The sequence below is a fragment of the Streptomyces sp. NPDC104581 genome (assembly GCF_055583685.1).
Window position 1 is genome coordinate 104063 of the sequence record NZ_JBVJNN010000019.1, and the last position, 12960, is coordinate 117022.

Sequence of the window (12960 nt, forward strand, 5' to 3'; positions counted from 1 at the left end):
GGGACATCCGTACCGGTCAGTGCCAGACGCCGCGCTCGGTCAACACCGCGCGCAGCGTCTCCAGATGATCGGTCATGATGCCATCCACACCAAGGTCCAGGAGGGCCCGCATCCGATCGGCCTCGTTGACGGTCCACACGTGCACCTGGAGACCACGGGCGTGCGCCGTCCTCACGAAGCGCTCGTCGACCACCCGCACCCCGCCCCGGTCCTGCGGGACCTGCGCGCAGACGGCGCCCCCGCGGACCGGCACGGGCGCCCCGTACGCGCGCAGCCGCAGGCCGAGGACCCCGCGCACGCCGTAGGACGTGGCGAGCCGGGGCCCCGCCAGCCGCCGCGCCCGCGCGACCCGCCCCTCCGAGAACGAGCCCAGACACATCCGGTCCCAGCTGTCCGTCCGCCGGATCAGCTCGATCAGCGGGACCAGGGCCGGCTCCGCCTTCATGTCGATGTTCCAGCGGGCGTCCGGGAACTCGTCGAGAAGGTCCTCGAAGAGCGCGAGCGGCTCGCCGCCGACCCTGGCCCGGCTGATCTCGCTCCACGTCAGCTCGGAGATCCGGCCGCGCATGTCGGTCACCCGGTCCAGGGTCTCGTCGTGGAACGCGACGAGCCGGCCGTCGGCCGTGGTGTGCACATCGGTCTCGAAATAGCGGTAACCGAGACCGGCGGCGCGCCGGAAGGCTGCCGCCGTGTTCTCGATCCCGTCGGCCGCGCCGCCGCGGTGGGCGAACGGGATCGGCGACGGATGGTCCAGATAGGGGTGGCGTACGGGAGTCACGGCCGAAGTATGACCCGCTCCGGAGAACCTCCGGCGACGACCGTGCCGCCACCGTCCGTCGCAGGGACGCTGAAGACCCGCAGGAACAGCTGGGCGAGCGGTCCGATCGCCAGCGCGTAGGCGATCGTGCCGATCCCGACGGAGCCGCCGAGGACGAAGCCGGTGGCGACGACGGCCACCTCGATCGCCGTGCGCACCAGCCGTACCGACCGGCCGGTGAGCCGGTGCAGCCCCGTCATCAGTCCGTCGCGGGGGCCGGGGCCGAACCGGGCGGCGAGGTAGAGACCGGTGGCCGCGCCGTTCAGGACGATGCCGCCGATGAGCAGCGGGATCCGTACGGCGAGGACGCGGCCGTCCGGGACGACGGCCAGGGCGCCGTCCATCGCGATGCCGACCACGAGGACGTTGGAGACCGTGCCGAGCCCGGGACGCTGCCGGATAGGGACCCACAGCAGCAGCACGACCGCGCCGACGAGGATCGAGACGACCCCCATGGTCAGACCGGTGAGTTCGGACAGGCCCTGGTGCAGCACACCCCACGGTTCCAGCCCCAGACCACCCCTGACCAGCAGGGCCGAACTCACGCCGTACAGCGTCAGACCGGCGTAGAGCTGGACGAGCCGGCGGGGGAGCCGCTTCCCACGGAGAGCGGGCGTGACGGACAAGGCGCTGTCCTCCTGGAGTGGAACGAGTGGACTGGTACGTGTCACCCTGTGGCGGGGAGCCGAAGGCCAACCATGGCCAATTCGGGGAAGGTGGACTGATTTCGATGACTCAGTGGACTTCGGCGGTCGGCTCGGCTCAGCTCGCACGCCAACTCCATGCCCAGCGGCCGCGACCCGCCGGCCCCGGCACCCGCAAACCCCCCGCCTATCGCGCCCTCGCCGACGGCGTCCGGCTGCTCGTCCTCGAAGGCCGCGTACCGGTCGCCGCCCGGCTCCCCGCCGAACGCGAACTGGCCCTCGCTCTCTCCGTCAGCCGCACGACGGTCGCCGCCGCGTACGAGGCCCTGCGCGCCGAGGGGTTCCTCGAATCACGCAGAGGCGCCGGCAGCTGGACCGCCGTACCCGCCGGGAACCCGCTGCCCGCCCGCGGTCTCGAACCGCTGCCGCCGGACGCCCTCGGCTCGATGATCGACCTCGGCTGCGCGGCCCTGCCCGCGCCCGAGCCCTGGCTCACCACCGCCGTCCGGGGCGCCCTGGACGAACTGCCGCCGTACGCGCACACCCACGGCGACTACCCGGCGGGGCTCCCCGCGCTGCGCCAGACCCTCGCCGACCGCTACACGGCGCGCGGCATCCCGACCATGCCCGAGCAGATCATGGTCACCACCGGCGCGATGGGCGCGATCGACGCCATCTGCCATCTCTTCGCCGGGCGCGGCGAGCGCGTCGCCGTCGAGTCGCCGAGCTACGCGAACATCCTCCAGCTGATGCGCGAGGCGGGCGCCCGGCTCGTCCCCGTCGCCATGGCCGAGGGGCTGGCCGGCTGGGACCTGCCCCGCTGGCGGCAGGTACTGAGGGACGCCGCGCCCCGGCTCGCCTACGTCGTCGCCGACTTCCACAACCCGACGGGCGCCCTGGCCGGTGAGGACCAGCGCAGACAGCTGGTCGAGGCGGCGCGTTCGGCGGGCACCGTGCTGGTCGTCGACGAGACGATGTCCGAGCTGTATCTGGACGGGCTGGACGAGGACGGGGCCGGGGACGGGCCTGGCGCCGAACTCCCGCCGCCCGTCTGCGCCTTCGACCCCGCGGGCAGCGCGGTCCTCACCGTCGGGTCCGCCAGCAAGGCGTTCTGGGCGGGCATGCGCATCGGCTGGGTACGGGCCGCGCCCGAGGTCATCCGCTCCCTGGTCGCCGCCCGCGCCTACGCGGACCTCGGCACCCCCGTGCTCGAACAGCTGGCGATCAACTGGCTGATGGGCACCGGCGGCTGGGAGCAGGCGGTCGGTATCCGGCGCGCCCAGGCGGCGGAGAACCGGGACGCGCTGGTGGCGGCCGTCCGCAGGGAGCTGCCGAGCTGGGAGTTCGACGTGCCGCGCGGCGGGCTGACGCTGTGGGTGCGCACCGGCGGACTGTCCGGCTCGCGCATCGCGGAGGTGGGCGAACGGGTCGGCGTACGGGTGCCGGGCGGGCCGCGCTTCGGGGTCGACGGTGCCTTCGAGGGCTATGTGCGGCTGCCGTTCACCGTCGGCGGCCCCGTCGCCGACGAGGCGGCGGTCCGGCTGGCGGCGGCCGCCCGCCTCGTGGAGAGCGGCGCGCGCGCCGGCGCGGACACACCCCGGACGTTCGTCGCCTGACCTCGGCGCCCTTCGTGGGCGCCCTTCGTGCGCGTACGGCTCGCGGTGCCCCTGGGGTCAGCCCTCGGCCGGGACCGCGGTGGGCACCGGCGCCTGGCTCTGCCGGGGGCGCGGCCCCACCCGCGTGCGTGCGGGCGGGTCGGGCGCCGGTCGGGGGTCGGCCGCCCTGGGGGCGGTGTCGGTGGGTTCCGTCGTCGCGCCGGGCGGGGTGTGCCGGTCCGGCAGCAGATCCAGCACCGCCCGCCGGTGCGCCTCGCTGGTGGCGTCGTCGTACGGATCGGGTGTCGCCGGGACCTGGAGCCTGAGCACCGGACCGGAACCGAGTCGCGCGTAGCCCCGGCCGGCGGGGGTCTCCGGCGTGGGCGTGGTGTGCGGCGGCGCTCCGAGGACCGACGCCAGCTCGTCACGGGTGGCGGCGCCGAGCACGACCCGGGCGCGGGTGTGCGTCCGTACGGTCCGGCTGACCGCGTCCAGGGTGTCGAGCTGTTCCGCCACGACCACCGTCACGTTCGCGGCCCTGCCGTGCCGCAGCGGCACCTGGAGCAGCTCCTGCGGATCGGGCCGCCCGTCGGCGGCCGCCGGATGGGTGAAGGCGCCCGGCCGGTCCAGCAGCAGCCACAGCGGGCGCTTGGTGTCCTCGGGCACGGCGTGCCCCGACTGCCGGGCGCGGTTGGCGGCGATCAGCCGCCGTTCCGTCTCGTTGGCGGCCCATTCGAGACCGGACAGCGCGCCCGAGAGCCCGCACTCCACGGCGAGGACGCCCGTACGGCCACTGAGGCTGGCGTACTCGCCGGTCCCGTTGCCGTCCACGATCACGACGTCGCCGTGCGCGAGCGCCTGGAGGGCGATCGAGCGCAGCAGGCTGGTGGTGCCGCTTCCGGGGCGCCCCATGACGAGCAGATGGGGCTCGGTCGAGCGGGCGCCCGTACGCCAGACCACGGGAGGGGCGTCACGGGTCTCGCCGCCCTCCAGGACCGGCACGGTGCGCCGGACGGCGGCCGGGTCGGTGAAGCCGAGCACGGTCTCGCCCGGAGCCGTCACGAACCGCTGGGCGGCGATCCCGGTGGGAAGGGGCGGCAGCACGCTCATGATCAGCTCGTTGCCCTCCTCGTCCCAGTCGAAGAGGTACTCCCGGCCCCGCCCGGACTTCGCGTGCAGCAGGTGCTCGATCCGGAAGCGGGAGGAGTCCTCGCCGTCGGTGAAGTAGGCCGGGTACGACACCCGCAGCCGGGTGAGACGCCCGTCGGCGTCGAACTCGTACTCGTCGAAGACCTTGTCCCACTCTCCGCCGTGCGCGAAGAGCGGGCTCGGGTCCTCCGGCACGGAGAAGTACGGCACCAGCGCCTCGTAAAGAGAGCGCAGGCGCTGGAGCTCCGCGTCGGTGGGTCCGCCGCGGGCCGGCGTACGGTCACGCCCCTTCCAGCCGGCCACCGCCATCACCGAGATGAGGGCGAGGAGCGGTCCGTAAGGGAGGAGCGCGACCATCAGCACGCAGGCCGCCACCAGGAACAGCGCGGGACCACGCCGCTCCTTGGGCGTGGCGGCCCACTTGCGCCGTCCCGAGCCGGCCAGCAGTCGCAGACCACGCGTGATCGTGATCAGCGGATGGAGGACGTCGGTGGCGCTGTCGGCGGCCGAGCGGGCCATCTCTCGGCTGCGAGCGATGTGAGCGTTGCCGCTGCTCAGAATGCGGGGGAGTGGTCGCCGGGCCACGTCTGTCTCCTGAAGGTGCGGAAGGTGCGAGAGGGACGGAGGGGGGGTCAGAACTTGATCCCGCCCAGCAGGCCGGCGAGGCTGGCGCCTCCGGCCGTGATGCTCGGGGCGATGGCTGTGCCCGCGAGGTAGAAGCCGAAGAGTGCGCAGACGAGGGCGTGGGACGCCTTGAGTCCGTCCTTCCTGAAGAAGAGGAAGACGATGATTCCGAGCAGCACGACGCCTGAGATGGACAGGATCATGAGGGGTTCTCCTGGTTGAGGGGGACAGTCACCATGAGTTCTTCCATGCTCACAGTAAGTATCTATGTGATAAAAGGTGCAAGTGAGTGAAATTCGGCGAATTTCACTGGACCGGCGGACGGCGGAAGCTCGCGTACCGCTTGATGCGGCCTCGGTACCCCCGGAGCGGTCTACGGGGCAGTAATCTGTCGAACCACCCGTACGGCCCCCCGGCCGTACGCCCCAGGCCGGCGACGCGAGAGGCGGTCCACCGATGAGCCGGAGCCCGGACGACGCGGCCCCGCCCGGAGCGACCCCGCCGGGCGGGACTCCCGGCGACGCTCCCGACAGCGACGTCGTCGCACTCGCCACGAAGGTCTTCGACCTCGCGCGCCGCGGAGACGCCGAGACGCTCGCCGCCTACGTCGACGCGGGCGTCCCGGTGAACCTCACCAACGACCGGGGCGACTCACTGGTCATGCTCGCCGCCTATCACGGCCACGCACCCGCCGTCACGGCACTGCTCTCACGTGGCGCCGAGGCCGACCGCCCCAACGACCGCGGGCAGACCCCGCTGGCCGGCGCGGTCTTCAAGGGCGAGGACGCCGTGATCCGCGCGCTGCTCACCGGCGGGGCCGACCCGGCGGCCGGAACACCCTCCGCCGTGGATACCGCGCGCATGTTCGGGAAGACGGACCTGCTGGAACTGTTCGCAGCGCGGTGAAAGGAGGCGTCGTAAATGTGGTCGCGGTGGCGAAATGGGTGGGTCATCATGACGTCGGGCCCGGATGGGGCCACCGACGAGAGGCAGAGGAAGATGGTCTACACCAAGCAGGAGACGACGGTCGAGCGATGTTGCCGCGCGGCCTAGGCAGCCTAGGCATCCCCACACACCGGTCGCGTCGACAGCTTGATGTGAGGCTCTCCCCATGTTCGATCCAGTCATAGCGCCGAGCGGCACGCTGCTCGGCCTGCTGCAGAGGGGGCGCGGCGACGGCACCCTGCACGCGCTGGCCGCACCCCGCGCCGAGGCGCTCACCGCCCTCAACCACTGCGTCATGAACGACCCCCGCCACGACTGGCAGGCCGAGAACCGCTCCCTCTACTACGCACGTCTCTATCTGGACCTCCACGGCGATCTCGAAGCGCTCGAACACCACCTCTTCCGTGCCGAGGACCACTTCGACACCGAGGAGTCCCGTACCGGGCTCTCCCTCGCCGTACTCGGCCACCTCGCCTCCTACGGACGGGGCGACGCCCTGGCGCTCCTGCGCCGGTACGCCGCGTCCGGATCCAACTGGACCTGGGCGCTCGACGAACTGGCACTGCGCGACGACGACTCGGGTCTGCGCTCGCTCGCCCCGAAGGTCCTCGCCAGATTCCCCACGACCGCCGAAGGCGACGCGGAGCTGGCGAGCGCGCTCCGCGACGCCTTCGAGCCCCGGCCCTGGCGCCTGTGGGCCGACGACCCGCGCGAGGCGGTCGCCGCACGCGTCAAGGCGGCCCGCGAGCAGAGCTCCTTCGACCGATGGCAGCAGCAGATGCGGCCCACCGGTCCGCGCCCCGGCTGGAGCGTCCAGGCCGTCTTCGAGTGGGCACAGGACGGCCTCGACCGGGGCACCACCCTGCACGTGCCCGCCGCCCGATGTCTGACAGCCGTCGCCGGACCCGACGACCGGGCCGCGATCGTCGAAGCCGGCCGAAGCGCCCCCGACGGCGCGCGCTCGGCCGCCCTGCACTATCTCGCCGAGGCCCGCGATCCCGCCGTGCTCGACCTGATCGAGGCCGCGGCGACCGACCCCTCGCAGAGCCTGGCCGAGGCCGCCGTCGCCGCCTTCGAGCGGATGTGCGGTGAGGCGGCGGTCGACCGGGCGCGCGGCTGGGTGCACCGGCCCGACGCCCTCGGCGCCTCCGCGGCGGGTGTCCTCGCCTCCCGGGGCGGCGCGGGGGACTCCCCACTGGTGCTCGGCGCGCTGCGCGAGGCCGTACGGTCCGACGGACCCGACGCGCCCCGCCTGTGGACCCTCGTCGACGGCACCGGGCGGCTCGGCATCGGCTGCGCCGCGCCCGTGCTGCGCCATGTGTACCGGGAGACCGCCTCCTCACAGCTGCGCGGCCGTACGGCCAGGGCGCTGGCGGCCACCGACCCCTCGTACCCCACGGGATTCGCCGTGGAGTGCCTCTGGGACTGCGAGGAGACCACCAGGGAGGTCGCCGCGCTCCACGCCGAGACCGGTGACGTACGGGTCGCCGACCGGCTGCGCCGGCTCGCCGCGGATCCGGCCGAGGAGGCCGAGGTGCAGACCGCCGTACGGAGCCGGATCGGTCCGGACGCGCCCGCCGTCTGACCCACCCTCCCCCCCCGCCCGGGACGCACCGGGCGGGGGAGAAGCGGGGCCGCGCGGGGCGGCCTCCCGGCGCCGGGAGGCTTCTACCGGGCGGGTATGGCCGTACGGACTCCAGCAGATGAACCGCCCGGCGCACTCCGGTTCCGATCAGGGGCGCGAACGGTTTCACGGCCGCCGAAGTTCCGCCCGGACGCCGGAAACACCAATGCTCACGGTTCGTTTCCCACCCGGAAAGATCCACGTTGGCGGGACCACCTCCGGTACGGCGACAACACCGTTATGCGTGTCGTCATCGTCACCGAATCCTTCCCGCCCGATGTGAACGGCGTGGCGCACTGCGCCCACCAGACCGCCCGTCATCTCGTCGCCCGCGGCCATGACCCGCTCGTCATCGCACCGGCCTCGTCGGCCGCGGCATTCGCGGGCGCCGGGACCGCCTCCCCCTCCCCGTCCTCCGCCGCCCTCCGTACGGACGACTCCGACGCACCGTGCCCCGTGGTGCGTGTCCCCTCCCTGCCTCTCCCCGGCTATCCCCAGGTACGCGTCGCGCTGCCCAGCCGCCGGGTCGCCGCGGCCCTCGCCGCGCACCGGGCCGACCTCGTGCACCTCGCCGGGCCGTTCGTCCTCGGCGTACGCGGCATGGCGGCCGCCGCACGGCTGGGCATCCCCGCTGTCGCCGTCTACCAGACCGACCTCGCCGGCTACGCCCGCACCTACATGGGCGCCGGCGAGGCGGCGGCCTGGCGGCGGCTGCGCGCCGTGCACAGCGCGGCGGACCGCACGCTCGCGCCGTCCAGCGCCGCCGTGAAGGACCTCACCGAACACCGCGTCCCGCGCGTCAGGCTCTGGCGGCGCGGCGTGGACACCGTCCGGTTCCGGCCCGAACTGCGCGACGCGGCACTGCGCCGCTCACTGGCGCCCGACGGTCAGCTGATCGTCGGATACGTCGGCCGCCTGGCGCCCGAGAAGCACGTCGAACTCCTCTCCGGGGTCTGCGCGCTGCCCGGCGTACGGGTCGTGGTCGTCGGCGACGGCCCGAGCGGGCCGTCCCTGCGCACGGCGCTCCCCGGCGCCGTGTTCCTCGGCCGCCGGACCGGGGACGAACTGGCCCGGCTCTTCGCCTCGTTCGACGTCTTCGCGCACACCGGGCCGTACGAAACGTTCTGCCAGACCGTCCAGGAGGCCATGGCCAGTGGCACGCCCGTGGTCGCCCCGGCGGCGGGCGGACCGCTCGACCTCGTCGACCACGGCCGCACCGGACTGCTCGTGCCTCCCCACGACGCGCGGGCCGTCGCCGACGCCGTACGGGACCTCCGGGCCGACCCGGAACTGCGCGCCTCCTACGGACGCACGGCCCGCGCCACGGTCGAGGGCCGCACCTGGGCCGCGGTGGGCGACCAACTGCTCGACCACTACGCCGAGGTGCTCGGCGAACGCACGGCCGTGGTCGCGTGAGCGGCGCGGTCGCCGCGCCCCGGCGTGGGTCGCCGACCGCTCCCTGTGGAGCGCCGACCGGCTGCACCCCGTCGAACGGGGCCACCGGATGATCGCCGCGAGGTTCCACACGATGCTCACCGCGCGCGGTCTGACGCTGGGCCCGCCGCCGTCACCCGACCCCGAACGGCCGCCGCCCACCCGGACCGAGGCGCTGCTCTGGCCGGCCACGGCGGGCACCGGCTGGATGGGGCGCAGAAGCACCGATCTGCTGCCCGACCTGCTGTTGTTGGCGGGCGGCGAGTTGCGCCACCGGGCGCGCGGCACGGCCACCCGTCTCGATTTGCGCGCCGAGCACGCGCTCTCCCGCGCGCTGACGGCCCTGCCACCGGCCCGTCCGCTTGCGAGAATGGGGGAATGACTGGGCGCTGGGAATTCTGGATCGACCGTGGCGGCACCTTCACCGACGTGGTGGGGCGGCGGCCGGACGGACGGCTCGTCACACGGAAGCTGCTCTCGCACAACCCGGAGCAGTACGCCGACGCCGCGGTGGCCGGGATCCGGCTGCTGCTCGGGGTGGCCCCCGACGACCCGGTGCCCGCCGACCGGATCGACGTCGTCAAGATGGGCACCACCGTCGCCACCAACGCGCTGCTGGAGCGCCGTGGTGAGCCCACCGTCCTCCTTGTGACGGAGGGCTTCGGCGACGCCCTGCGGATCGCCTACCAGAACCGGCCCCGTCTCTTCGACCGTCACATCGTGCTCCCGGACGCGGTCTACGAGCGCGTCATCGAGGTGCCCGAGCGCGTCGACGCGCACGGTGCCACCGTGCGCCCGCTCGACACGGCTGCCGTCGCCGGGCGGCTGCGGGAGGCGTACGACGACGGCTTCCGCAGCGCCGCGGTGGTCCTCGTGCACGGTTACCGCCACCCCGGTCACGAGATCGCCGTCGCGGAGGCGGCCCGCGCGGCGGGCTTCACCCAGGTCAGCTCCTCCCACGAGGTCAGCCCGCTGATCAAACTGGTGCCACGGGGCGACACGACCGTCGTGGACGCGTATCTCTCCCCGATCCTGCGGCGCTACGTGGACGAGATCGCCACCGAACTCCGTGACATCCGGCTGATGTTCATGCAGTCCAACGGAGGGCTGCGCGAGGCCGCCCACTTCCGTGGGAAGGACGCGGTGCTGTCCGGACCCGCCGGCGGTGTCGTCGGCATGGCCCGTACCTCGGGACAGGCGGGCCACGACCGCGTCGTCGGCTTCGACATGGGCGGAACCTCGACCGATGTGTCGCACTACGCGGGCGAGTTCGAGCGCGAACTGGGTACACAGGTCGCCGGGGTCCGGATGCGGGCCCCCATGATGAACATCCACACCGTGGCCGCCGGCGGCGGCTCCGTGCTCCACTTCGACGGCCAGCGCTACCGCGTCGGCCCCGACTCCGCGGGCGCCGTGCCCGGCCCCGCCTGCTACCGCCGGGGCGGCCCGCTCACCGTCACCGACGCCAACGTGATGCTCGGCCGGGTGCAGCCGGACCACTTCCCCGTCGTGTTCGGACCCGACGGAGACCAGCCGCTGGACGCCGACACCGTGCGGGAGCGCTTCACCGCGCTCGCCCGCGAGGTCGAGCAGGCCACCGGCGTCCGGCGTGAGCCGGCCGAAGTGGCCGCCGGCTTCCTGGAGATCGCGGTGCTGAACATGGCCAACGCCGTCAAGAAGATCTCCGTCCAGCGCGGCCACGACATCACCCGCTACGCCCTCACCAGCTTCGGCGGCGCGGGCGGCCAGCACGCGTGCGCCGTCGCGGACGCGCTCGGCGTCGACACGGTGATCGTGCCCCCGCTCGCCGGGGTCCTCTCCGCGTACGGCATCGGGCTCGCCGACGCCACCGCCATGCGGGAGCAGTCGGTGGAGGCCGAACTCGGCGACGCCGACGGCGCCGGGGAGGGCGGCGGCGGTGATCACGAAGACGGCGCCGGCGGCGGCACGCTCGGCCGGGTGCGCGAACTGTGCGCCGCCCTCGCCGAGCGCACCCGCGCCGAACTGCGCGCCGACTCCGTCCCGGACGCCGCGATCACCACCCACGCGCGCGTGCTGCTCCGGTACGCCGGTACGGACGCGAGCCTGGCGGTGCCCCTCGACGGAGCCACCGAGATGAGGGCGGCCTTCGAGAAGGAACACCGCTCGCGCTACGCCTTCACCATGGACAAGCCCCTGGTGGTGGAGGCCGTGTCGGTCGAAGCCGTCGGGAAGGCCGCCTCGCACGGCGCGTACGCGGCCGGGCCGGCCCCGGCGGAGGCCGACGGCGGGCCCGTACCGCCCGCGAGGGTACGGATGTTCGTCGACGGCACCGAGCACGACTGCCCGCTCGTGCGCCGCGGTGACCTGCGGCCCGCCGACACCGTCACGGGCCCCGCGATGATCGCCGAGGACGACGCGACGACCGTGGTGGACGCGGGCTGGCAGGCCGCGGTGGGCGATCTCGGGCATCTGCTCCTGACCCGGGTACGTCCCCGCCCCACCAGGGTCGCGGCGGGCACCGAGGCGGACCCGGTGCTCCTCGAAGTGTTCAACAACCTCTTCATGGCCATCGCCGAGCAGATGGGCGTTCGGCTGGAGAACACCGCGCACTCCGTCAACATCAAGGAACGGCTCGACTTCTCCTGCGCGCTGTTCGACGCCGAGGGCAATCTGATCGCCAACGCGCCGCACATCCCCGTCCACCTCGGCTCCATGGGCGAGTCCATCAAGGAAGTGCTGAGGCGCGACGAGGGCTCGATCCGCCCCGGTGACGTGTACGCCGTCAACGACCCGTACCACGGAGGCACCCATCTGCCCGATGTGACGGTGGTGACGCCCGTCTTCGACGAACAGGGCGAACGGCTGCGCTTCCTCGTCGCCTCGCGCGGCCACCACGCCGAGATCGGCGGTATCACGCCCGGTTCGATGCCCGCCTTCAGCCGCACCATCCACGAGGAGGGCGTGCTCTTCGACAACTGGCTCCTCGTCCGTGACGGCAGGCTCCGCGAGGCCGAGACCCGCCGGCTGCTCGCCGACGCGCCGCACCCCTCCCGCGACCCGGACACCAACCTCGCCGACCTGCGCGCCCAGATCGCCGCGAACGAGAAGGGCATCGCCGAACTGCGCCGTATGACCGAGCAGTTCGGCCACGACGTGGTCGACGCCTACATGGGGCACGTACGGCGCAACGCGGAGGAGTCCGTACGCCGCATCATCGCCGGGCTGAGCGACGGGACGTACCGCTACGAGACCGACAACGGCTCGGTCATCGAGGTCGCCGTACGGGTCGACCGCGAGGCGCGCGGCGCGGTCGTGGACTTCACCGGCACCTCGCCGCAGCAGGAGGGCAACTTCAACGCGCCCAGATCCGTGGTGATGGCGGCCGTCCTGTACGTCTTCCGGACACTGGTCGCCGACGACATCCCGCTCAACAGCGGCTGTCTGGCCCCGCTCGACGTGCGGGTGCCCGAGGGCTCGATGCTGTCACCGGCCCACCCGGCGGCGACGGTGGCGGGCAACGTGGAGACCTCGCAGGCCGTGACGGGGGCGCTGTACGCGGCGCTCGGCGTGCAGGCCGAGGGATCGGGCACGATGAACAACCTCACCTTCGGCAACGAGCGGGTCCAGTACTACGAAACGGTCGCCAGTGGATCGGGTGCCGGGGACGGCTTCGACGGCGCCGACGCGGTCCAGACCCATATGACCAACTCCCGCCTCACCGACCCCGAAGTGCTCGAATGGCGCTACCCGGTGCGGGTCGACGGATTCGCCGTCCGGAACGGCAGCGGCGGCCGGGGCCGCTGGACCGGCGGCAACGGAGTCGTACGGCGCATCCGCTTCCTGGAGCCCATGACGGTGACGCTGTTGACCGGGCACCGCACCGTCCCGCCGTACGGCATGGCGGGCGGCGGCACCGGTGAACTCGGCGCCAACGAGGTGGAACGGGCCGACGGGACACGCACGGAGCTGAAGGGCGTCGACTCGGTCGACGTCGCCGTGGACGACGTGCTGGTGCTGCGCACCCCGGGCGGCGGGGGATACGGAACACCACGGTGAACCCGCCCCGGAGCGACCCGAACCCGCCCGGCGCGGCGGACCGGCGGGCACGCCGCCGCCCGCCCGCCGACCCGCTGCCACCGCTGGGGC

At 73.4% G+C, this 12960-nt stretch carries 10 protein-coding genes; 6 read left to right on the plus strand and 4 right to left on the minus strand.

Features of this window, described 5'->3' with window-relative positions; all coding sequences use genetic code 11:
• Positions 1 to 16 precede the first annotated feature (16 nt).
• A complete protein-coding gene (locus tag ACZ61E_RS17910) occupies positions 17 to 778 on the minus strand; it encodes a glycerophosphodiester phosphodiesterase (protein WP_469700568.1) in 762 nt (253 codons plus the stop codon).
• Positions 775 to 1443, minus strand: coding sequence for a membrane protein YczE (gene yczE / locus ACZ61E_RS17915; RefSeq protein WP_469700569.1), 669 nt, complete (start codon positions 1441 to 1443; stop codon positions 775 to 777). Before yczE ends, ACZ61E_RS17910 begins: the two co-directional genes overlap by 4 nt.
• Before the next feature lie 104 nt (positions 1444 to 1547).
• Here yczE and ACZ61E_RS17920 point away from each other — a divergent pair, with 104 nt between their 5' ends.
• Positions 1548 to 3077, plus strand: coding sequence for an SCO1417 family PLP biosynthesis transcription factor (locus ACZ61E_RS17920; RefSeq protein ID WP_469700570.1), 1530 nt, complete (start codon positions 1548 to 1550; stop codon positions 3075 to 3077).
• A 57-nt stretch (positions 3078 to 3134) separates the two neighbouring features.
• Here the strand turns inward: ACZ61E_RS17920 and ACZ61E_RS17925 are convergent, their stop codons facing one another.
• Entirely contained in the window at positions 3135 to 4790 is a 1656-nt protein-coding gene (locus tag ACZ61E_RS17925; protein WP_469700571.1) for an ATP-binding cassette domain-containing protein, read from the minus strand.
• Between the two features lie 47 nt (positions 4791 to 4837).
• Positions 4838 to 5032: a hypothetical protein gene (locus ACZ61E_RS17930; protein WP_055611072.1), complete on the minus strand. Its 195-nt coding sequence runs from the start codon at positions 5030 to 5032 to the stop codon at positions 4838 to 4840.
• 253 nt (positions 5033 to 5285) lie between these two features.
• On the opposite strand from ACZ61E_RS17930, the gene ACZ61E_RS17935 reads away from it, so the two are divergent.
• From ACZ61E_RS17935 to ACZ61E_RS17955, 5 genes are all read left to right on the plus strand, one after another.
• Positions 5286 to 5735: an ankyrin repeat domain-containing protein gene (locus tag ACZ61E_RS17935; protein ID WP_469700572.1), complete on the plus strand. Its 450-nt coding sequence runs from the start codon at positions 5286 to 5288 to the stop codon at positions 5733 to 5735.
• Positions 5736 to 5940: 205 nt separating this feature from the next.
• Positions 5941 to 7359, plus strand: coding sequence for a HEAT repeat domain-containing protein (locus ACZ61E_RS17940; RefSeq protein WP_469700573.1), 1419 nt, complete (start codon positions 5941 to 5943; stop codon positions 7357 to 7359).
• Positions 7360 to 7638: 279 nt separating this feature from the next.
• Entirely contained in the window at positions 7639 to 8814 is a 1176-nt protein-coding gene (locus ACZ61E_RS17945; protein ID WP_469700574.1) for a glycosyltransferase family 4 protein, read from the plus strand.
• A gap of 88 nt (positions 8815 to 8902) precedes the next feature.
• Positions 8903 to 9214: a hypothetical protein gene (locus tag ACZ61E_RS17950; protein WP_469700575.1), complete on the plus strand. Its 312-nt coding sequence runs from the start codon at positions 8903 to 8905 to the stop codon at positions 9212 to 9214.
• Positions 9211 to 12870 carry a hydantoinase B/oxoprolinase family protein gene (locus ACZ61E_RS17955; RefSeq protein WP_469700576.1) on the plus strand — a complete coding sequence of 1220 codons (3660 nt, stop codon included), beginning with the start codon at positions 9211 to 9213 and terminating at the stop codon, positions 12868 to 12870. Before ACZ61E_RS17950 ends, ACZ61E_RS17955 begins: the two co-directional genes overlap by 4 nt.
• Positions 12871 to 12960 lie beyond the last annotated feature (90 nt).

Coding starts and splice junctions, on each gene's coding strand:
- ACZ61E_RS17920 (WP_469700570.1), top strand. CDS start 1,548: ATGACTCAGTGGACTTCGGCGGTCGGCTCGGCTCAGCTCGCACGCCAA.
- ACZ61E_RS17930 (WP_055611072.1), bottom strand. CDS start 5,032: ATGATCCTGTCCATCTCAGGCGTCGTGCTGCTCGGAATCATCGTCTTC.
- ACZ61E_RS17935 (WP_469700572.1), top strand. CDS start 5,286: ATGAGCCGGAGCCCGGACGACGCGGCCCCGCCCGGAGCGACCCCGCCG.
- ACZ61E_RS17940 (WP_469700573.1), top strand. CDS start 5,941: ATGTTCGATCCAGTCATAGCGCCGAGCGGCACGCTGCTCGGCCTGCTG.
- ACZ61E_RS17945 (WP_469700574.1), top strand. CDS start 7,639: ATGCGTGTCGTCATCGTCACCGAATCCTTCCCGCCCGATGTGAACGGC.
- ACZ61E_RS17950 (WP_469700575.1), top strand. CDS start 8,903: ATGATCGCCGCGAGGTTCCACACGATGCTCACCGCGCGCGGTCTGACG.
- ACZ61E_RS17955 (WP_469700576.1), top strand. CDS start 9,211: ATGACTGGGCGCTGGGAATTCTGGATCGACCGTGGCGGCACCTTCACC.